Source organism: Kitasatospora sp. NPDC059599 (genome assembly GCF_042735125.1).
GTDB lineage: Bacteria > Actinomycetota > Actinomycetes > Streptomycetales > Streptomycetaceae > Kitasatospora.
Window position 1 is genome coordinate 1 of sequence record NZ_JBHWCL010000179.1, and the last position, 18,981, is coordinate 18,981.

An 18,981-nucleotide genomic window follows, 5' to 3' on the forward strand; every position below is an offset into this window, starting at 1 on the left:
GGGCGACGTGGTGTCGCCCCGACCGGCCTCCCGCTACCGGACCGGTGTCGGTCAGTGGACGGACGCGGCCGTCTCCGGAGCGGCCTCCCGAGGGGTGGCCGTGGCCGGCTTCGGGTGCAGGAGGCGCTCGGCGAGGTGGCCGAACAGCAGCCCGAAGGACGTCCAGAGGGTGAGCTGGATGGCGAGCGCCGCGAGGCGGAACTGCCAGAGCAGGGTGGCCGAGAAGTCCTCGGGCACCTCGTTGACGGCGGGCAGGAAGGCGAAGGCGAGGCCGACCGCCACCGCGAAGCCGAGGACGGCCACGACGGTCGCGTACCAGTTGCCCAGGCGCGGCGCGAGCCGCTTGCCGACGATCACCGAGGCGACCGCCAGCAGCACGCTGAGCGCCATCATCAGGAAGTACAGCGTGGTGCGCTTCCCGATGGTCTCCGGGTCGCCCACCGACGGCGGGTTGGCCGGGTACTTGAGGAACGGCACGAGGTAGACCGCGACCAGCGCGACGCCGGACAGCAGGGCCGCCGTGGCGCGCGGGGAGAAGCGGCCGACCCGGCCGAGGGCGAAGCAGTAGGCGAGCGCGGCGATGCCGCCGAGCGAGACGCCGAAGACCAGAACGCCCGTGGCCAGCCCGGCAGTCGACTGCAGGGACCGGCTGACGATCTCCATGGTGGGCTCGCCCGCGGAGTGGGCGTCCTCGTAGGCGATCGCGGCGTCCACCCGGGGTTCACCGAGCAGGTAGGCCACGACCAGGGCGAGCAGGCCGGCGCCGAGGCCGGCCAGCATGCCGCGGACGAGCAGGGATCTGACGGTTGCGGAGTTCACGGAATCGTCCCCTGATCAGTGGCAGGGGAAACCGAGCAGGTGGCGACCGTCGTGCACCCACTCGTGCACGTCCTCGCCGGAGATGAGGGAGGTGGCGCCCTGCTCGGCGCCGACGAAGTAGATCAGGGCCATCAGCAGGATGCCGAAGAACACGGCCCAGGGCAGGATCGCCTTGACGGAGATGGGGGTGATCGCCGGAGCGGCGGGGGCAGCGGGGGCGATGGGGTGAGCCATGGCCGACCTCCTTTGGGAACACGCGTCCCGTGTCGATGGAGCACGGACGGCAGGGCGGGTCTGACTCGCCGGGCCGAGGCGGGGACCAGGGCTGCGGCTTCACAGTGGCGCGACCGTGCCGGAGTCTCACCGGGCTTCCGCGCTCTGCCGTCTTCAGTTGTCGCAGGGACGGTACCGTGTCCGGAACCCCTGGCCAAGGGGCTGCGCGGGGGCTCACGGGCGCGCGACCGGCACGGAACAGGCAGCGGAATCCGGTACGTATGCGGTGCGAGGCCGGGTTCCGGGACGGGAGGGGAGCGAATGACGGTACGGGTGATGTTCGTCGCACCGGCGATCGGCGACGGGTTGCGCGCGGCCCGGTTCGGCGACGACGGCCCGCCGGAGGAGGCCGCGTCGGCGGCCGCCCGCGCGGCGGCGGGGGCGCTGCCGACGCCCGCCCGCAGCCTGGCCTCGCCCTCGGTGCGCTGCCGCCGGACGGCCGAGGCGCTCGGTCTGCCGGCCGAACCGGACCGGCGGCTGGCCGAGTTGGACGTCGGATCCTGGCGGGGGCGGACGCTCGACGAGGTCGCGGCGGCCGAACCGGCGGCGGTCGCCGCTTGGTTGGCGGATCCGGCAGCGGCTCCGCACGGTGGCGAGTCGGTGCTGGACCTCCTCGCCCGGGTGGGTGCCCGGCTGGACGAACTGGCCGGTGAGGCAGGACGCTTGGCCGTGGTGGCCGAGCCCGCGGTGGTCCGGGCGGCCGTGGTGCACGCGCTCGGCCTCCCTCCGGCGGTCTTCTGGCGGCTCGACGTCCGGCCGCTGTCGGTCACCGAGCTCTCCGGGCGGGCGGGGCGCTGGAACCTGCGCTGCGGGTGGGACCTCGCGCCGGCCGCCGGTTCCTGAGCCCGAGGAGGTCGGTCCGGTAACCCTGTGACACGTGACGACAAGTGACTGATCGTCACCAAAGAGTTGGGCGAGCGGGTCGGGTGGCGCGGGCTCCGGTCGCCCAGCAGCAGGAGCGGCCGACCGGAGCGCACGTGGACCCACTCGATGCCCTCATGGGTCCTCGGCTCCGGCTCGCCGCCCGGGCCGGGCGGGATGAGGAGCTTGTGGGCCCGGACGCCGCCCGGACGCCGCCCGGGCGGCCGAGGGGGACGAAGGTCGTCCCGCCCCGGACCACCGGGCGCAGAGGGATGCGCGGCCGGGCCCGTCTTCACACCTCCGCCGTCCGCCCGGAGGGCGTCGCCCCGCCGACGCGGCTTTGGGGACGGGCCCTCGCGGAGGTCAGTTGACGTACACCGCCGGGGCGCCCGGCTGGGTGGTGTCGGCGACCGGGCCGTATGCCGCGGAGAAGTACCCGTCGCCGGGGCAGAGGCCCGAGCCGCCGCTCTTGGTGAAGTGCTCGTTGCGGAAGACCAGGCTGTGCGCGGCGTTGTCGGCGTTGCCCGCGAAGGCGCCGCTGAGCTGGTAGGTGCAGGTGATGGTGCCGAACCAGCTGTTGAGCACGGCGGTGGCCTGGATCGGCCCGGCCGACCCGCCGGCGAGGGTGACCGGGAGCCCCGGGCCGTCGGAGACGGTCACGCCGTATGCGAGGTTGCCGACCGTCAGGCTGCGCACCGAGGTGACGCCGGTGACGTTGCTGGTGCACGAGCCGAAGGTCAGACCGGTCAGCGAGCCGGTGGCCGACCCGGGGGCCGCCGGGTTGGTCAGCACCTTCGCGGCGAGCTGCGAGACGGCGCAGGTGACACCGGTGGTGCTGGTGGCGGTCGAGTAGAAGGTGGCGACGGTGCCCCCGGCGAGCGGCGCGGCGAGCGCGTCGCCCGCTGCGACGGCGGCGCCGCCCGCGCTGCCGGCGGTGAGCACCGGGACGGCGGCGACGGACTCGGGCGCCGCGGACGCGGGCGCGGCGACGACGGAGAGCGCGGTGGTGGCGGCGAGGGCCGCGACGGCGGCGGCGGGGACGGCAAGGCGGCGGCTGAAGCGCATGGGAAGAGCCTCTTTCTCGGTGAGGGGCGAGAAGACGACCTTTCGCGGCTCCCGGGCGGTGGGGGCCGGGGGCTTACGACGTTCTAGGACTGGTTCTAGGACCGTGACCGTGCGCCGTCAAGGCAGTGGACAGAACTTGCTGACGTTTCGTCAACAAGGGGCCGGGGCAGCCGCCCCGCAGTCCGCCTGCGAGAATCCCGGCATGGCTGAGCACAACAGCGACCACGGATACCTGCTGGACAACCGGCAGTCGCAGGCGGGCATCCGCTTCGGCGCCCTCGCCGAACTCTTCGACCCCGTGACCTTCCGGCACGTCGACACGATCGGCCTCGGCCCCGGCATGCGCTGCTGGGAGGTCGGCGCCGGCGGCCCCTCCGTCCCGCTCGGACTCGCCGACCGCGTCGGCCCGACCGGCACGGTGGTCGCCACCGACATCGACGTCTCCTGGACCGCCCCCGCCGCCGGCGGCACCATCGAGGTCCTGACCCACGACGTCGCCGCCGACCCGCCACCGCCCGGCGCCTTCGACCTCGTGCACGCCCGACTGGTCCTGGTGCACGTCGCCGACCGCGCCGAAGCCCTCCGCCGCATGATCCAGGCCCTGCGCCCCGGAGGCTGGCTGCTCATCGAGGACGCCGACCCCGCGCTCCAGCCACTGCTCTGCCCGGACGAGTCCGGCCCCGCCGAGCGCCTCGCCAACCGGCTCCGTTCCGGCTTCCGCACCCTGATGGCGGCCCGCGGCGCCGACCTCGCGTACGGGCGGACCCTGCCCCGGGTACTGCGCGAGGCCGGCCTGGTCGACGTGCAGGCCGACGCCTACTTCCCGATCACCTCACCGGCCTGCGCCGTCCTGGAGGACGCCACGGTCCGCCAGATCCGCGCACTGCTCGTGTCGGAGGGCCTCGCCACGGACGAGGAGATCGACCACCACCTCGCCAACGTCGCCTCCGGCCGGCTCGACCTCGCCACCGCCCCGATGATCTCCGCCTGGGCCCGCCGCCCGTAGGACCTCGACCCGACGACGGCCCGCCATGGAGGCCGACGAGGGGGCGGCCGGGGGAGGGGCGGCGGACAGCCGGGGAGGGGCGACGGGCGGCGGGCCGCCGTAGAGTTCGGGCCCGTGAACCCCACCGCCGCCCCCAGCCCTGCCGACCCCGCCCCTGCCGAGCCCACCCCTGCCGACCCCGCCCCTGCCGAGCCCACCCCTGCCGAGCTTGCCGCCCTGCTCGGCGCGGTCCGTGCCGACGCCGGCCGGCTCTGCGACGCCCTCGGCGACCTGACCGACCGGCAGGCCCGCGAGGCGTCCGCACTGCCCGGCTGGAGCCGCGCCCACGTCATCACCCACGTCGCACGCAGCGCCGACGCGTACCGCCGACTGCTCGCGCTCGCCCGCACCGGCACCGCGCCAGGGCCGCGGCCGGACCGCGGCGCGCCGGACCGGGCCCTGCGGGAGGGGGCCGAGCGGGACGCGGCCGAACTCGTCGCCGACCTGCGGCGCAGCCTGGACGGGCTGTCCGACGAGGCGGCGACCGTGCCCGCCGAGCGCTGGACCGCGCCCGTCCGGGCCCTCGCCGGGTGGTGGCACCCCGCCTGGTTCACCCTCCACCGCGCCCGGCGCGAACTCCAGACCCACCACGTCGACCTCGCCCTCGGCCGCACCACGGCCGACTGGCCCACCGACTACGTGGCCTGGGCACTCGACACGACCGTCGCCACCCTGGCCGCGCGGGACTTCCCCGTCGCCCGGCTGGAAGCCACCGACCTCGGGCGCAGCTGGACCCCCGCCGCCACCGGCGCCACCGTCAGCGCCCCCGGCCACGTCCTGCTCGCCTGGCTCGCCGGGCGCGGTCCGGCCCCGGACAGCCACGCCGGCCGCACGCTCCCGACCCCACCGGTCTGGCCGCTGCCGCCCGTACCCGGCTGGGGCTGAGGGCGCGGGACTGCTCGTGCCGCATGCGGTGACCACCCGCTGCCGCGTGCAGCACCCCGTTCTCGCCCCGCTTCCGGCCCCGCCCGGAGAAGCGCTGGAGAGGAGCCTGCGGCGCAGCGGGGCCCCGACCCGTCGGTGGGGCCGAGCCCGGCCCGAGCAGGTGACTGCTTCTCACACCGCGCAGGGGGATCAGACGTCCGCCGGGAAAGCCTCACGTGCCCATCTGCCGGGATCACCCACGACGCGGGCGGAGGTTCGGCTCGATCCCGATCGCCGGGGAGACCCGCCGTCCGCCGGATGTCCTGCCCGACCGCACCGCGGCCGGCCTCGCCGCCCGGCCCCGGGGCCACGATCACGGTCGGACGACCCGCCCGGACCTCGGCCGCTCGTTCGCCGGGGGCGCCCGGTCTCCGCCCTCGTCAGGCTCACCCACTGTGACCTGCCCCTGCTCGGCGCGCCGACGGTGGCCGGGAGCCGACAGGCCACGGCAGGCCGTGCGGGGCGCGCCGCCGGTCGAGCCGGCCGGGCCCGACCGGCGTCGTCACGGGCCGTTCGAGCCACGGCTTCGGCACGCACCGCCGCCTGCTGCGGAAGCGTGGCATCAAGCCGGTGATCGCCGGCCGAGGGGTTCCGCACGGCTCCGGCGTCGGAGCCGGTGCGGCGGGTCGGGGAGGGGGCCGACGCCCGGATCCAGGGCTTCCGGCGCCGACGGATCCGCCGGGGCATCCGCGGCGACACCCATGCGGCAGTCCTCGAACCGCTCTGCCGCATGATGACCCACCACGCGTCCGAGCCTTGTGCCGGGTCTTCGGGGGAGCCGTGGCGGTCGCGTGCCGTTCGGCCGGTGGGCGAGGTGGGGCCGGGTCGGCTCCGAGGCGGTGGCAGGCGCCGCCGGGGCCGTCCGAGGCCGGGGCCGCGGCGGCGTACCGGCGGGCCGCCGACGACCGCGTCCGGACCGCGGGCGGGTAACCGGAGGGGCCGGGCGGACCGGGACGGCGCCGCGCCGATCGGTGGTACGCGTCCGACACGGTTTCGTGGACCGGCGGTCCCGCCTCGTACACCTCGACGTCGGGCGGTCACTCCTGGGAGGCGGTCGACTGGATCCACGACCCGGCGCCGACCGTCCGCCACCGACAGGGGAGGTGGCGGGCGGCGGCGCATCGGGCGCAGAATCCGGTGGCATGACCCCATGCGGCAGGACCTCCGGCGGCGCGGCCCCGCAGGGTGCGGGCCGGCGCCCGGTGCTGGTCGCCGTCAGCGGCCCGCCCGGGGCGGGCAAGACCACGCTGGCGCACGCCCTTGCCGAGGCGCTCGGGTGGCCGGTGGTCTGCCGGGACGAACTCAAGGAGCGGATGGCCGCCGACGGTCCGGAGCCCGGCGGTGACCTGGACCTGAGGACACTGGACGCGTTCTTCCGTGCCATCGACGGACACCTCGCTGCGGGGCGCAGCCTGGTGGCGGAGGCGGCCTTCCAGGACCGTCTGTGGCGGCCGGGCCTGGAGCCGCTCGCCGACCTGGCCCGCCTGCGCGTCGTGCGCTGCGTGGTCGACCCCGGGGCGGCCCGCCGGCGGATCGCGCGCCGGGCCGCCGACCTGCCCTCGCGGGCCGTCCACGCGGACGCCGCGTTCCTGCGCCGGATCGCGGCGGGGGAGCGGCCGATCGAGTCGTGGGAGCCGATCGCGCTCGACGTGCCCTGCCTGGTGGTGGACACGACGGACGGCTGGCGGCCGTCCCTGGCGCGGATCGCCGCCTTCGCCGCCGAGGACGGGTAACCGCCCGCGGTCGTCGCCGCCCGCCATCGCCGCCGCCCGGCGGTGCCGCCCGTCATCGCCCGGCGGTGCCGCCCGGCGACGGCGTTACCCTCGGCGGTATGGACGCGTCGGAAGCCGGTGCCCGGGAGCTGCCGGGCCTGCCGCAGGGCCCGGACCTGCCGGAGGGCGCGGAGGCGCCGGGCGGCCCGGCGGGATCGTCGGGCCGGGACGGTCTCGCGGAGGTGGCGGGCCTCGTCCGGCTGCTGGAGCGACGCGGCGCGGTGGTGCTCAGCGGCGCCGGCCTGTCCACCGAGTCCGGCATCCCGGACTACCGCGGCGCCACCGGCCGCCGCCGCAGCGGCACCCCGATGACCTTCCAGGAGTTCACCGGGAGCGAGGCCGCCCGGCGCCGCTACTGGGCCCGCAGCCACACCGGCTGGCCCGCCTTCGCCCGCGCCCGGCCGAACGCGGGCCACCGCGCGGTGGAGCGGCTGCGCCGCTCGGGGCACGTCGCCGCGGTCATCACCCAGAACGTCGACGGGCTGCATCACGCGGCCGGGACCCGGGAGGCCGTGGAACTGCACGGCGGACTGGACCGGGTGGTCTGCCTCGACTGCCGGCGCACCAGCTCGCGCGCCGAACTCGACCAGCGCCTCGACGCGTCGAACCGGGGCTTCCGCCGCCCCGACGCCGTGCTGCGCCCGGACGGCGACGCGCAGCTGTCGCCCGAGCTGGTGGCGGGGTTCCGGGTCGTGCCCTGTGCGGACTGCGGCGGCGTGCTCAAGCCGGACGTGGTCTTCTTCGGCGAGAACGTGCCCGCCGCCCGGGTCGACCGCTGCTACGAACTGGTCGATGCCGCCGGCTCGTTGGTGGTCCTCGGGTCCTCGCTCACGGTCCTGTCGGGCCTGCGCTTCGTGCGTCGTGCCGCCCGAGCGCGGCTGCCCGTCGCCATCGTCAACCAGGGGCCGACCCGGGGCGACGACCTCGCCGCGCTGCGCCTCGACCTCCCGCTGGGGCCGGCCATGGCCGAGGCCGCCCGGCTCTTGGGCGCCGCCTGAGACGGCCGACGGCCGACGGCCGCCGATACCGCCCCGGCCGCCTGCGCCGCGGTCGCCGGCGCCCCGGCGGCGCGGCCGCCCCTGTCAGCCCGCCGGCTGCCAGGGCCGTCCCGGCACCCACAGCGGTACGGGCCCGACGCGCGGCATGGCGCGTGCCGCGTCCTCCTCCAGCCACCCGCACACCCGCGCCGGGTCGCTGTCGCACAGCTCGACGAGTGCGGCTGCCGCGATCCTGGTGCAGCCCAGCACGAGCGCGAGGGTGTCCTGGCGGCGGTGCCGCTCCCGGACGTACGCCTCGACCCGTTCCTCGATGCGCCGGTCGTGGGGCGGCCCGCCCGGCTCGTCCCCGTCATCCCGTTCGTCGGGCACGTCCCCGTCCCGGTGTTCCCCGGTGGCCAGCGCCTGGACGCCGTGCCAGACGAGGGTCAGCGCGCAGGGCTCCGCCGGGTGCGGGACGCCGTCGCGCCGCGCCTGCTCGCGGGCCTCCGCGGACCGCTGCCCCAGCCACTCCAGGGCCGCCGGCCCGTCCCCGGCGCAGGACTCGACGACCAGCTTCGCCGCCCGCTCGGCGACCGCCCGCAGCGCCGCCGTCGCGGGCACCCGCAGCCCGGGTGCCGCCGGGTCGCCGAAGGCCAGCCAGGCGTCCGCGAAGGAGGCCGCCCGCAGGCCGCCCACCCAGGCCGGGGCCCCGCCCGACGTGCCCACCCACTCCTGCGCGCCCAGCCGGACCAGTCCGACGGCGACCAGGTTCGCCGCGTCGCCGTCGAGTCCCGACGGTCGTCCGTTGCGCCTCACACACACCACCCCCACCAGCGGTCATCACCCCGTGACCGCACATCCCATCACACCGGGACGCGAACGAACTAGACAGGGGCACGTCACAAAATGGGACCGGTGCGGCGCCCGCGGACACGCCCCGCCAGGCGGACGGAGCGACCGACCGGGGGACGTCGCGGCGGGCGCGGCGGCCGATCGCGAATGACGCGCAGTCAAGAGTGTTCTGCTGGAGGACAGGCGACCGTCGCCACCCCCGTCGATCAAGGAGAGACCATGTCCCGCCTGCTCGGACCGGCCCGTCGATCACCCCGTACCGGAAGGGCCGTCGGCCTCGCCGCCGCGGCCTGCACCGCCCTCGCCCTGTCGGCCGTGACCCCGGCCGCGGCCGTCGAGCCCCCACTGTCCGGCCCCCGGATCATCGCCCACTTCGACCTCGCCCGGGGGCAGCAGCCCGAGAACATCGCCCTCGAACCGGACGGCTCAGCCGACCTCACCCTGTCCTTCGCCCGGCAGGTCGGACGGGTCGGCACCGACGGCCGCCTCACCGTCCTCGCCACCCTGCCCGCCCCCGCGAACCCGGCCACCCCGGTCGTCGGGGCCGCGCTCGTCACCGGCATCGCCCGTGCCCACGACGGCACCCTGTACTTCGGTTACGCCACCGGGACCGACGACCTGCAGGGCATCTGGCGGCTTTGCTCCGGTGGCGCCCCCGAGCGGATCGCCCCGCTGCCCGCGACCGGCTTCCCCAACGGCCTCGCCCTCGACGAGCGCGAAGGGCGCCTCTACACCGCCGACTCGGTCCTCGGCGTGGTCTACGCCGTCCCGGTGGACGGCGGCGCCACCACCATCTGGTCCGACGACGCCCTGCTCAAGCCCGTGACGGCCATCGGCGCCAACGGCCTCAAGGTGCACCGCGGCGCCGTCTGGGTGAGCAACTCCGACACCGGCGACCTGCTGCGCATCCCCATCGGCGAGGACGGCGGGGCCCGGCCGGCCCAGGTCCGCGCGGACGGGCTCGCGGGCATCGACGACTTCGCCTTCACCGGACGCGGCGACGCCCTGATCGCGGCCCTGAACCCGGCGAGCGAGGCGGTGTACGTCGCGTCGGACGGCAGCCACCACGTCGTCCTCACAGCCGGTGACGGCCTGTCCAACCCGACGTCGGTGGCGGTGCGCGGGGGGAAGGTCTACGTTCCCAGTGCGGCCTACTTCACCCGCACCGACCCCAACCTGCTGCTCGCGCACCTGGAGCGCTGACCGGGCCGCACCGGGCCGCACCGGTCCCGCCCCGCCCGGTGCGGCCCGGTCCCGCCCGGCGCCGCGCCTCGGTGCGGTGGCCGGGCGGGACCGTCGCCGGGGTGCCGGTCAGGCCGGCCGGGCGGCCGCCTTGGCGCGTTCGGCGTCGAGGCGGGCGTGGGCGTCGGTCCAGCGGACGGGGAGCTGCTCGACGGGGGACTGCCAGAAGGTGAAGGTGGATTCCTTCGTGGTCGTGCGCAGGCCCGTCGTGACGGTGCGGTGGGGTTCGGCGCCCGCGAAGGCGCCGAGGGCCTCCCGGCTCTCCCAGGCGGACAGCGTGTAGAAGGTCCGTCGCAGCGGCCGGGCGATCAGGGAGGCGCCGAGGGCGCCCGGGGTGCGGCGCAGCTGTCGCCAGACGGTCAGCGACTTGAGGAAGAAGCGGGGGACGTCGGTGAGCGACCGCACCTCGAACCGGGAGGCCATGACGACCGCCGTGGTGCCGGGGGTGGCCGGGTTCGGGGCGGTCCAGGGCAGCGTGGGCATGGCTGACACTCCTCGTCGGGGGGCGGCGTCGGCGTCGGGACGGCGCCATATTGGGTAGTGGCACTATCTATGTTAGACAGTTCCGGTATCCAAATGCCAGAGGAACGAGAAGGAGGCCGGTGCAGCCGTGCGCATCTCCGAACTGAGCCGCCGCAGCGGGGTCCCGACCGCGACGATCAAGTACTACCTGCGCGAGGGACTCCTTCCGCCCGGCCGCGCCACCGCCGCCACCCAGGCCGAGTACGACGAGACCCACCTGCGCCGACTGCGCCTGGTCCGCGCACTGATCGGCGTCCGCGGGCTCACCGTCAGCGCCACCAAGGAGGTCCTCGGCGCGGTCGCCGCCCACGCCGGAGAGCGCCACCAGGTCCTCGGCCTCGTCCTCGGCGCCCGCCCCGTCGACGAGGACGCCGCCCCGGCCCCCGGCGCCCCCGAGGTCGACGCCCTGCTCGGCGAACTCGGCTGGCAGGTCTCCGAACACGCGCCGTCCCGCGCCGTCCTCGGTGAGACCCTGGAAACCCTCCGCTCCCTCGGCGAGGAGGTCTCCCACGAGGCCCTCCTCGGCTACGCCGCCCTCGCCGAACGCACCGCCGTCCTCGACCTGGACCAGCTCGACCCGCACGCCGACCCCGTCGACCAGGCCGAGAGCGCCCTCCTCCGCACCGTGCTGCTCGAACCCGCCCTCCTCGCCCTGCGCCGGCTGGCCCAGGAACACGAGTCCGCCCGCCGCAACACCTGAGCGGCGGCGGCGCGGCGGGCGTCCGGGTCGGCTCGTCCGGGCGCGGGGCCGGCGGCGCGCCAGGCCACCGGGGGAGGGGCCGGGGCCGTAGCGTCGGCCCATGCTCATCGGCCTGCTGTCCGCCCTCCTGGCCGCGCTGCTCACCGGGTCGGCCACCGTGCTGCAGGCGGTCGGCGCCCGCCGTGCCGCCGGGACGGGCTCGACGGCGGGCGAGGCCGCCGCGCTGGCCGGGGCGTTGCGGCAGTGGCCGTTCCTGGTGGGCGTGGGGATGGACATGTGCGGCTTCGCCGCCGAACTCGTCGCCCTGGAGCGGCTGCCGCTCTACGTGGTCGAGGCCGCGCTGGCCTCGGCGCTCGCCGTGACGGCCGTCGGGGCGGCCCGCGTCCTGCGGGTCAGGCTTCGGCGCAGCGAGTGGGCCGGGGTGGCGGCGGTGTGCGCGGGGCTGTTGCTCCTGGCGCTCACCGCCGGGCGGGACGGCCACGGGACCGGCGACGACGCGCTGCGGCTGGGCGTGCTGCTGGTCGCGGTGGCCCTGCTCGGCGCCGGCTGGGCGGTGGTGCGCTACGGCGGAGCCCGCCGCGCCCCGCTGCTGGGGCTGGTGGCGGGCCTGCAGTTCGGGGTCGTCGGGGTGGCGGTGCGGGTGCTGCCCGAGCCGAGGCTGCCGCAGCTGCTGACCGAGCCCTCGGCGTACGCCGTCGCGGTGGCGGGGATCGGCGGGTTCGCCGCGCTGACCTGGGCGATGCAGCACGGGTCGGTGACCTCCGCGACGGCCGCGATGGTGCTGGGGGAGACGCTCGGCCCGGCCGTCGTCGGGGTGCTCGTCCTCGGCGACCACACCCGGCACGACCTGACGCCGGTCGCCGTCCTGGGCTTCGTGGCCGCCGTGGCCGGCGCCCTGACGCTGGCCCGCTTCGGCGACGCCGAACAGCCGGCCACCGCGGCCTGAGCGAGCCGGCGCGGCCCGGCCCGGTCCGTCGGTCCGGGCCGCGCCGGCCGCGGCGCCGTCGGGCTGCGGCGCTGCCGAACTGTCGGGCTGCGGGGCCGGTCGGCCGGTCAGTTGCCGTCGGCCGCCGCGTCGCTGTCGGCCTGGGCGGCCGCGCTCTCGGCGGCGTCGAGCTTGTGCTGCATGTCCTGGACCTGGCTGCTGTCGGCGGCGCCCGCGCCCGCGCCCGGGTCCTGGTGCCCGGCCGGGCCGCAGGCGGTGAGCAGGGCGGCGCCGGCGAGGACCAGGGCGGCGAGGACGGCGGACGGGCGCCGGCTCACTTGGTCGTGCCCTGGCCGTGGGCGGCGCACCAGGTGGCCACGGCGTCGAGGTCGGTGTGGCGGGTCTGCAGGGTGGTGAGCAGGCCCTTGCGGGCGGTGAGCCGGTCGTTGAGCAGCTTCTCGATCTCGGTGTGGCCGGCGGCCTTGGCGTTGTCGGCACGCTGCTGCAGACGGGCGACCGAGCCGCCGACGGTGGCGTCGCCGTTGAGCCGGGTGATCGCCTTGGTGACGTGCTGCTCGGTCTTCGGCAGGCGCTTGCAGATGGCCTTCGCGCCGTCACCCGTGGGCGTGGACCCGGCGGACGGGGCCGCGGACGGCGAGCCGTCGGCCTGGGCGGGAACGGCGGCGAGCAGCGAACCGGCGAGGGCGAGGGCGCCGAGGGCGGCGGCCCTGCGGCTGACGGACGTGCGGTGGGCGGACATGGGCGTCCCTTTCTGCCGTGGACGAGCTCGGGCACCGGGCCGGTGGGTGCGGGCCCGGTCCGGCCCGGTTGCCGGGAGCGTAGGACGGCTTCTTGTGGATTCCCTGTGGAACGGGGACCGGTCGAGAGCGCTCAGCCCTCTCCCGTCCGCCCGCCGCCGTCTCCCGTCCGCCCTCGGCGCCCGGCCCTCAGTCCTCAGCGCTCCTCGCCCGTGATCCAGTCCCGCCGCGCCGGGAGCCGGAGGGTCGGCGCGTCGGCGTCCGGCAGCGGGAGACGGACCTCCACCCGGCAGCCGGTCCCGCCGGGCGGTTCGGTGATCCGGGCGGTGCCCCGGTGCAGCGCGGCCTGCTGGGCGACCAGGGTGAGTCCGAGGCCCGAACCGGGGCTGTCACGGCGACGGTGGAAGCGGTGGAAGACGGCCTCGCGCTCCTGCGGCGGGACACCGGGCCCGGTGTCGTCGACGGTGAGCACCGCGACCGTGCCCGCCGGAGCCAGCCGGACCGTCACCCGGGCCGGCTCGGTCCGCGTCGGCCCGCCGCGTCCGTGGACGGCGGCGTTGACCAGCAGGTTGACCAGCATGATCCGGAGCCCGGGCTCCCAGCCGAACACCCTGAGGTCCGGCGGGAGTTCGACGGTGAAGTCGGCGGTGGGGTGCCGGCGCCGGGCGTCGGCGGCGGCCGCGTCGGTGAGGTCGGCGAGGTCGACCGGGCCGAAGGAGTCGACCTCGACGAGGTCGCCGCGCGCGAGCGTGCCGAGCGCGGTGAGCAGGTCCAGCAGCCGGGTGTGGTCGTCGCGCAGCTCGGTCACGATCTCCGCCCGTTCACCGGGCGGCAGGTCCTGGTGGGCGGCCAGGACGTCAAGGTTGGTGCGCAGGCTCATCAGCGGCGTCCGCAGTTCGTGCGACGCGGCGGCCGAGAACGAGCGCGCGGTCTCCAGGGCCTGGGCGGTGCGCACCGCCTGCTCGTCGTAGCGGGAGAGCAACAGGGCGAGGGCGGCGGCGAGTTCGTCCACCTCGGCGGTGCCGCTGCGCTCCGCGGTGAAGGGCGTGCCGGTCGGGCCACCGGCGACCGGGCCGCCGCCGGTGCCCGGTTCGCCGCCGGGGCCCGGGGTGCCCCCGGGGGTGGCGTGGGCGGCGGCCGGGTCGAGTTCCGCCGCACGGCGGCTGAGCCGGCGCAGTGGTGCCGTGGCCCGTTCGGCGAGGGCGAAGCCGATCAGGGCGGAGAGCGGAGCGGCGATCGCCGCGACGAGCAGGACCCGGCGGCGCACCGCCGCCGTCTGGTTCCCCGCGAGGCCGCCCGGTTCGCTGACCCAGAGCGTGCCGCTCCCGCCGTTGGCCCCGGTGCCGGAGACCGGGACGGTCAGCACCCGCCAGGCCGTGCCCTGGTCGCGGACGGTGGTCGGTCCGCCCGGCGCGGTGGGGAAGGACGGGTCGTCGGCGGGCTGCGGGCCGACCGACAGCAGCACGGTGCCGTCCTGGGCGGTGACCCGCACACCGGAGTCGAGGGCGGCGTCCAGCACCTTGCGCTGCTGGTTCTGTTCGACCTTGGGCCGGCCCCTCGTGTCGGCGGCCACCAGCGCGCGCACGCTCGGCAGGACGGCCGCCGCCCGGCTCGCCAGCCGGGCGTCCTGCTGGTGCCGCAGGTCCCGGCCGACCAGCGGCAGCAGGAGCAGCCCGGCCAGCACCACCAGCACCGGTACGACGGCGGCGGCCCACAGGGCGATCCGGGTGGAGAGTCTCACGGCGGCCGCTACCCGTTCCCGCCGGGCAGCCGCAGGACGAAACCGACGCCGCGGACGGTGTGGATCAGCCGGGGCCGGCCGTCGGCCTCCAGCTTGCGCCGCAGGTAGCTGACGAAGGTGTCCACGGCGTCGCTGCGCACGTCGAAGTCGTACCCCCAGACGCGTTCCAGCAACAGCTCGCGGGAGAGCACCAGGCCGGTGTTCCTGGCGAAGTGCGTGAGCAACTCGAACTCCCGCCGGGTGAGGTGCAGTTCACGGCCGTCGAGGTGGGCCTGCCGGGTGGCCGGGTCGATCGTCAGCGGGCCGGCCGTCACCAGGTCGGTGGGCTGCGGCGGGCGGCGGCGCAGCAGGGCGCGCAGCCGCAGCACCAACTCCTCCAGCGCGAACGGCTTCACCAGGTAGTCGTCGGCCCCGGCCTGCAGGCCGGCGACCCGGTCGGCGGGCTCGTCCAGCGCGGAGAGCATCAGGACCGGGAGGTCGTCGCCCCGGGCGCGCAGCGTCCGGCAGACCTCGGCGCCGCTGATGCCGGGCATCGAGACGTCGAGCACCAGGACGTCCGTCGCCGCCGGGTTCCGGGCGCCCGGGGCGTCCGGTGCGGCGGGCAGCAGGCGGGCGAGCGCCGTCTCGCCGTCCTCGGCCAGTGCGACGGTGAACCCGCTGAGGCGCAGACCGCGTTCCAGGGTGCGGCGGATCGCGGCGTCGTCGTCCACCACCAGGACCCGGCCGCCGCCGGCGGGGGCGCCCGTTCCCCCGGGCCCGTTCCCGTGCATCGGCTTCTCCTCGTGTTCGGGCCGCCGACTCTCTCACACCGTCCGCGTCCGGTCGGCGCGGGGGGCGGCCGGGGGGCGTGAAAGGCCGCGGGGATTCCGTGAAGACGCGTGCATGCCGAACGGAGATCGGGGCACCCGGACACCACGGACCGCCGCGGGCGCGGTCGGGCCGGGAGGAGAGGAGGAGCGATGGGACGGTTCGAGGAGTCGGTGGAGGTGCGGGCCCCGCTCGACACGGTGTACGAGCAGTGGGTCCGGTGCGAGGACTTCCCGCACTTCATGCGCGGGGTGGTGAGCGTCGACCGGGACGGCCCGGGCAGCAGCGCCTGGGTGGTGCGGACCGCGGGCGGCCGGCGCGCGTTCGAGGCGGTGACCACGGAGGCGGTCGAGTGCGAGCGGGTGGCCTGGGACGGCGGGGACGGGCCGGTGCGGCACTCCGGGGTGGTGACCTTCCACCACATGGACGACGGAACCACCCGCGTCATGCTCCAGCTGGAGATGGAGCCGCACGGGATCCTGGAGCACCTGGCGGAGGCGCTCGGCTTCGTCGACCGCCGGATCATCGACGACCTGGCCGACTTCAAGCGCCACGTGGAGGAGACGGCGGGGCCGGTGAGTGGCTGAAGAGGCGTCAGGGTGTGGATCGTGGAACCGACATGTGGACGGGGCCACCGCTCCGCCCGCCGGGAGGGCAGACTCACAACGGCAGGCGCGCGGGACGCACGCGCGGGACGGATCGGCAGCGGGACGGATCGGCAGTGAACGGACTCGCGACGGCGAACTCCGGGGCAGCACGCTCGAAACGCTCGAAGGAAGCACTCCCGAGGAGGGGACCCGCTCGATGGAACGTCTCACCACCAGGATCGCCATGCGGCTGATGACCGGTGACGAACACAGCCGGGACCTGGACGTCGCCTGGTCCTACCGGCCCGACGACCCCTACGCGATAGACCTGGACTTCAGCGCGTTCCAGGCGGACGCGGTGTGGACGATCTCGCGCGACCTGCTGACGGCCGGCATCCACATGCCCGTGGGCGAGGGCGACGTCCACGTCACGCCGTTCGACGACACCCGGATGCTCATCGCGCTCGCCGGCAGCGAGGGCGTCGCCCTGCTCGCGACCTCCGCCGCGGAGGTCGACCGGTTCGTCACCGCCACCACCGAACTCGTCCCGGCCGGGTCGGAACACACCCGGATCGACTGGAGCGGCGGCCTGGAGGACCTGCTGGCGTCCTGACCGGCCGGGCCTGGACGCGCCGGTGGTCGGGGCACGCCGGTGGTCGGGGCGCGCCGGTGGCCTGGACGCGCCGGTGGTCGGGACGCGGCCGGGGGTGTCGCGCCGCCCACCCGGGGGACGGCCGGCGGGAGAGCACCACGATCCGTCAGTTCGCGTCGCCGCGCAGGTGCGCCAGCACGGCGAGGACGCGGCGGTTGCCCTCCGCCGGGTCGACGTCCAGCTTCATGAAGATGTTGCCGGAGTGCTTGACCACCGACGCCTCGGTGACGCTCAACCGGGCCGCGATCGACTGGTTGTTGTAGCCCTCGGCCATCAGCGCGAGCACCTCGCGCTCGCGCGGGGTGAGCCTGCTCAGTGGGCGCGCCGCCGTCTGCTGGGCCAGCAGCACCCGCACCACCTCAGGGTCGATGACGGTCTGTCCGTCGGCGACCCGGCGCAGCGTGTCCAGGAACTCGGAGACCTCGCCGACCCGGTCCTTCAGCACGTAGCCGAGGCCGCCCTCGTCCTGCCCGCCGCCGCCGAGCAACTGGGTCGCGTACGCCGTGGCCACGTACTGGGACAGCACCAGGACGGGCAACCGCTCGTGCCGGGCGCGCAGTTCGAGCGCCGCCCTGAGGCCCTCGTCGCGGAAGTCCGGCGGCATCCGGACGTCGGTGACGACGATGTCGGGCCGGTGCTCGTCCACGGCCTCGGACAGGGCCCGCGCGTCGCCGACCGCGGCGACCACCTCGTGGCCGCTGCGGCCGAGGATCTCGGTCAGGCCTGCCCTGAGCAGGACGGCGTCTTCGGCAAGGACTACGCGGAGCACGGGACCTCCACCCGGAGCTGCGTCGGACCGCCGACGGGGCTGGAGACCAGCAGGCGCCCCCGCAGGATCGCCAGGCGGTCCGCGAGGCCGGACAGGCCGGTGCCCGTGCAGGGATCCGCCCCGCCCCGCCCGTCGTCGGTGATCAGCAGGGTGAGCCGATCGTCCACCAACGTACCGGTGATCGTGATCCGGGTGGCACCGCTGTGCTTGGCCGCGTTGGCCAGCGCCTCCGTCACCGTGAAGTACGCCGTCGCCTCCACCAGGGGCGGCAGCCGGCGCGGCAGGTCGATCGCGGCCTCCACCGGGATCGGCGAGCGCTGCGCCACCTCGGCCACGGCGGCGGCCAGTCCGTGGTCGGTCAGCACCTGCGGGTGGATGCCCCGCACCAGGTCGCGCAGTTGGTCCAGGGCCCGGCGCGCCTCGCCGCGGCCCCGGGCGACCAGCGCGGCGGCCTCCGGGTTCTGCTCCTTCATCTCCATCTCGGCCAGGCCCAGGGTCATGGTGAGCGCCACCAGCTGCTGCTGGGCGCCGTCGTGCAGGTCCCGCTCGATGCGGCGCCGCTCGGCCTCGAAGGCGTCCGCGAGCCGGGCCCGGGAGCGGGTCAGCTCGATCACCCGGCGGTTCTCCGGGTCCTTGCGCGGGGCCAGCAGGATCCAGGCGGTCCACACCTGGCCGGCCGTCAGCCACCCTGCCGCGTACGCGGACAGCACCACTCCGGCGACGCCGGCGAGACCGAACGGCAGCGCGGTCAGCGGATCGGGGATCGCCCGGCCCGGGATGATCATCACGGTCTCCGGGGCCAGGGCCCACACCACCACCGGGGACGCCACCAGGACGCAGGAGAACAGCAGCAGCGCGATCACCCCCAGCCCGGCGCCGGTGAAGACGATCGCCAGCAGCGCCGCGTACCCCAGCTCCCGCCAGGTGGCCCGCTCGGAGAACCGGTGCCGCAGCCGGTGCCACAGCCCCTCCCCGGGCACCGGTGTGTGCGGGTCCGCGGGCCGCACCGGTTGCACCAGCCGCAGCCGGTGCCGCTCCACCCGGGCGACCGGGATGCCCAGCAGCGGGACGCAGGCCAGCACCAGCAGGCCCACGCCCACCACCGAGAGCAGGATCCCGGCCGACACCAGCACGACCAGGGTCAGCAGCAGCCCCAGACCGAACAGCGCGCCTCCCAGCAGGTGCAGCCAGCACCGCAGTGGCCAGGTCGAGAACAGGAACTCCGTCGGCCGCCGGCCGAGCGCCCGCCGGACGGCGACGCCCGGCACCGCCGTCCCGTCCACCGCGGCCGTCCGGTCCGCCGCGGCCGTCGCGTCGGCCTCATCCGTGAGGGACATCCGGTGCCTTTCCGTCCGATGATCGTCAAGAACCCTAGCCCGGATGACCGGCCCCGTCGGTAGGGAAAACCCACCCCCGCCCCGGGCGCCGGGCGGCCCCGGGTCCGCCTGCGCCCCGATGCCGATGCCGGTGGCGGTGGCCAGCGCCGGCGATGCCCTGTCATCACCCTCCGCTCCGCCGTTGGCCGTTGGCCGTCCGGTGTCCGGCGAACCGTCGGATCCACCGGCGGCCCACCCCGGCCCGGCGGGGGGGGGGGCACCCCGCCCCCGCGGAGCGGCCAAACAGTGAATAGCCGGCCCCCCCCGCCCGGGGGGATGAAGGGGTGGCGGACCGAAAGGTGGGGGCGTCCGTG

At 76.1% G+C, this 18,981-nt stretch carries 21 protein-coding genes and 1 riboswitch; of the genes, 10 read left to right on the forward strand and 11 right to left on the reverse strand.

The window, feature by feature from the left end; genetic code table 11:
* Positions 1-51: 51 nt before the first annotated feature.
* Both ACFV04_RS38470 and ACFV04_RS38475 read right to left on the reverse strand, forming a co-directional pair.
* Positions 52-819 (reverse strand): CbtA family protein, encoded by a 768-nt coding sequence (locus ACFV04_RS38470; protein WP_380344191.1) that lies wholly within the window; start codon positions 817-819, stop codon positions 52-54.
* A 15-nt stretch (positions 820-834) separates the two neighbouring features.
* A complete protein-coding gene (locus ACFV04_RS38475; RefSeq protein ID WP_380344194.1) occupies positions 835-1,053 on the reverse strand; it encodes a CbtB domain-containing protein in 219 nt (72 codons plus the stop codon).
* Positions 1,054-1,088: 35 nt separating this feature from the next.
* Positions 1,089-1,247, reverse strand: a riboswitch (cobalamin riboswitch).
* Positions 1,248-1,353: 106 nt separating this feature from the next.
* On the opposite strand from ACFV04_RS38475, the gene ACFV04_RS38480 reads away from it, so the two are divergent.
* Complete coding sequence (locus ACFV04_RS38480) at positions 1,354-1,935, forward strand: histidine phosphatase family protein (RefSeq protein WP_380535646.1); 582 nt, start codon at positions 1,354-1,356, stop codon at positions 1,933-1,935.
* A gap of 381 nt (positions 1,936-2,316) precedes the next feature.
* Here the strand turns inward: ACFV04_RS38480 and ACFV04_RS38485 are convergent, their stop codons facing one another.
* Positions 2,317-3,018, reverse strand: coding sequence for a Tat pathway signal sequence domain protein (locus ACFV04_RS38485; protein ID WP_380535648.1), 702 nt, complete (start codon positions 3,016-3,018; stop codon positions 2,317-2,319).
* A 202-nt stretch (positions 3,019-3,220) separates the two neighbouring features.
* Between ACFV04_RS38485 and ACFV04_RS38490 the strand changes: the two genes are divergently transcribed.
* The 4 genes from ACFV04_RS38490 to ACFV04_RS38505 all read left to right on the forward strand — a co-directional run bounded on the left by ACFV04_RS38490 (position 3,221) and on the right by ACFV04_RS38505 (position 7,757).
* Positions 3,221-4,024, forward strand: a complete 804-nt coding sequence (locus ACFV04_RS38490; RefSeq protein WP_360268170.1) for a methyltransferase domain-containing protein — start codon at positions 3,221-3,223, stop codon at positions 4,022-4,024.
* 114 nt (positions 4,025-4,138) lie between these two features.
* Positions 4,139-4,948: a maleylpyruvate isomerase family mycothiol-dependent enzyme gene (locus ACFV04_RS38495; RefSeq protein WP_380535650.1), complete on the forward strand. Its 810-nt coding sequence runs from the start codon at positions 4,139-4,141 to the stop codon at positions 4,946-4,948.
* Positions 4,949-6,129: 1,181 nt separating this feature from the next.
* Positions 6,130-6,720 carry an AAA family ATPase gene (locus tag ACFV04_RS38500; protein ID WP_380535652.1) on the forward strand — a complete coding sequence of 197 codons (591 nt, stop codon included), beginning with the start codon at positions 6,130-6,132 and terminating at the stop codon, positions 6,718-6,720.
* A gap of 98 nt (positions 6,721-6,818) precedes the next feature.
* On the forward strand, positions 6,819-7,757 hold the full coding sequence (locus tag ACFV04_RS38505; protein ID WP_380344212.1) for an NAD-dependent protein deacetylase: 939 nt from the start codon (positions 6,819-6,821) through the stop codon (positions 7,755-7,757).
* Positions 7,758-7,841: 84 nt separating this feature from the next.
* Here the strand turns inward: ACFV04_RS38505 and ACFV04_RS38510 are convergent, their stop codons facing one another.
* Positions 7,842-8,552 carry a hypothetical protein gene (locus ACFV04_RS38510; RefSeq protein ID WP_380535654.1) on the reverse strand — a complete coding sequence of 237 codons (711 nt, stop codon included), beginning with the start codon at positions 8,550-8,552 and terminating at the stop codon, positions 7,842-7,844.
* 255 nt (positions 8,553-8,807) lie between these two features.
* Between ACFV04_RS38510 and ACFV04_RS38515 the strand changes: the two genes are divergently transcribed.
* Positions 8,808-9,791 (forward strand): hypothetical protein, encoded by a 984-nt coding sequence (locus tag ACFV04_RS38515; RefSeq protein WP_380535656.1) that lies wholly within the window; start codon positions 8,808-8,810, stop codon positions 9,789-9,791.
* Between the two features lie 108 nt (positions 9,792-9,899).
* On the opposite strand, the gene ACFV04_RS38520 is transcribed toward ACFV04_RS38515, so the two are convergent.
* On the reverse strand, positions 9,900-10,313 hold the full coding sequence (locus ACFV04_RS38520) for a DUF3291 domain-containing protein (protein ID WP_380535658.1): 414 nt from the start codon (positions 10,311-10,313) through the stop codon (positions 9,900-9,902).
* 127 nt (positions 10,314-10,440) lie between these two features.
* Here ACFV04_RS38520 and ACFV04_RS38525 point away from each other — a divergent pair, with 127 nt between their 5' ends.
* Together ACFV04_RS38525 and ACFV04_RS38530 are read left to right on the forward strand one after the other, a co-directional pair.
* A complete protein-coding gene (locus ACFV04_RS38525; RefSeq protein WP_380344223.1) occupies positions 10,441-11,052 on the forward strand; it encodes a MerR family transcriptional regulator in 612 nt (203 codons plus the stop codon).
* Between the two features lie 100 nt (positions 11,053-11,152).
* Positions 11,153-11,998: a hypothetical protein gene (locus tag ACFV04_RS38530; RefSeq protein ID WP_380535661.1), complete on the forward strand. Its 846-nt coding sequence runs from the start codon at positions 11,153-11,155 to the stop codon at positions 11,996-11,998.
* Positions 11,999-12,105: 107 nt separating this feature from the next.
* Here ACFV04_RS38530 and ACFV04_RS38535 read toward each other — a convergent pair whose 3' ends face one another.
* The 4 genes from ACFV04_RS38535 to ACFV04_RS38550 all read right to left on the reverse strand — a co-directional run bounded on the left by ACFV04_RS38535 (position 12,106) and on the right by ACFV04_RS38550 (position 15,246).
* Entirely contained in the window at positions 12,106-12,315 is a 210-nt protein-coding gene (locus ACFV04_RS38535; protein ID WP_380344229.1) for a hypothetical protein, read from the reverse strand.
* A complete protein-coding gene (locus ACFV04_RS38540) occupies positions 12,312-12,737 on the reverse strand; it encodes a hypothetical protein (RefSeq protein ID WP_380344231.1) in 426 nt (141 codons plus the stop codon). The genes ACFV04_RS38535 and ACFV04_RS38540 overlap by 4 nt, the downstream gene beginning before the upstream one ends.
* A 194-nt stretch (positions 12,738-12,931) precedes the next feature.
* Complete coding sequence (locus tag ACFV04_RS38545; RefSeq protein ID WP_380535663.1) at positions 12,932-14,476, reverse strand: sensor histidine kinase; 1,545 nt, start codon at positions 14,474-14,476, stop codon at positions 12,932-12,934.
* An 8-nt stretch (positions 14,477-14,484) separates the two neighbouring features.
* Entirely contained in the window at positions 14,485-15,246 is a 762-nt protein-coding gene (locus ACFV04_RS38550) for a response regulator transcription factor (RefSeq protein WP_380535665.1), read from the reverse strand.
* 189 nt (positions 15,247-15,435) lie between these two features.
* Here ACFV04_RS38550 and ACFV04_RS38555 point away from each other — a divergent pair, with 189 nt between their 5' ends.
* Together ACFV04_RS38555 and ACFV04_RS38560 are read left to right on the forward strand one after the other, a co-directional pair.
* The gene (locus ACFV04_RS38555) at positions 15,436-15,870 is read left to right on the forward strand and encodes an SRPBCC family protein (protein WP_380535667.1); all 435 of its coding nucleotides are present in this window, start codon (positions 15,436-15,438) and stop codon (positions 15,868-15,870) included.
* Between the two features lie 217 nt (positions 15,871-16,087).
* Positions 16,088-16,483: an SsgA family sporulation/cell division regulator gene (locus tag ACFV04_RS38560; RefSeq protein ID WP_380344243.1), complete on the forward strand. Its 396-nt coding sequence runs from the start codon at positions 16,088-16,090 to the stop codon at positions 16,481-16,483.
* 145 nt (positions 16,484-16,628) lie between these two features.
* Here the strand turns inward: ACFV04_RS38560 and ACFV04_RS38565 are convergent, their stop codons facing one another.
* Positions 16,629-17,291, reverse strand: coding sequence for a response regulator (locus ACFV04_RS38565; protein WP_380535669.1), 663 nt, complete (start codon positions 17,289-17,291; stop codon positions 16,629-16,631).
* Entirely contained in the window at positions 17,279-18,628 is a 1,350-nt protein-coding gene (locus ACFV04_RS38570) for a sensor histidine kinase (RefSeq protein WP_380535671.1), read from the reverse strand. The genes ACFV04_RS38565 and ACFV04_RS38570 overlap by 13 nt, the downstream gene beginning before the upstream one ends.
* Between the last annotated feature and the right edge of the window lie 353 nt (positions 18,629-18,981).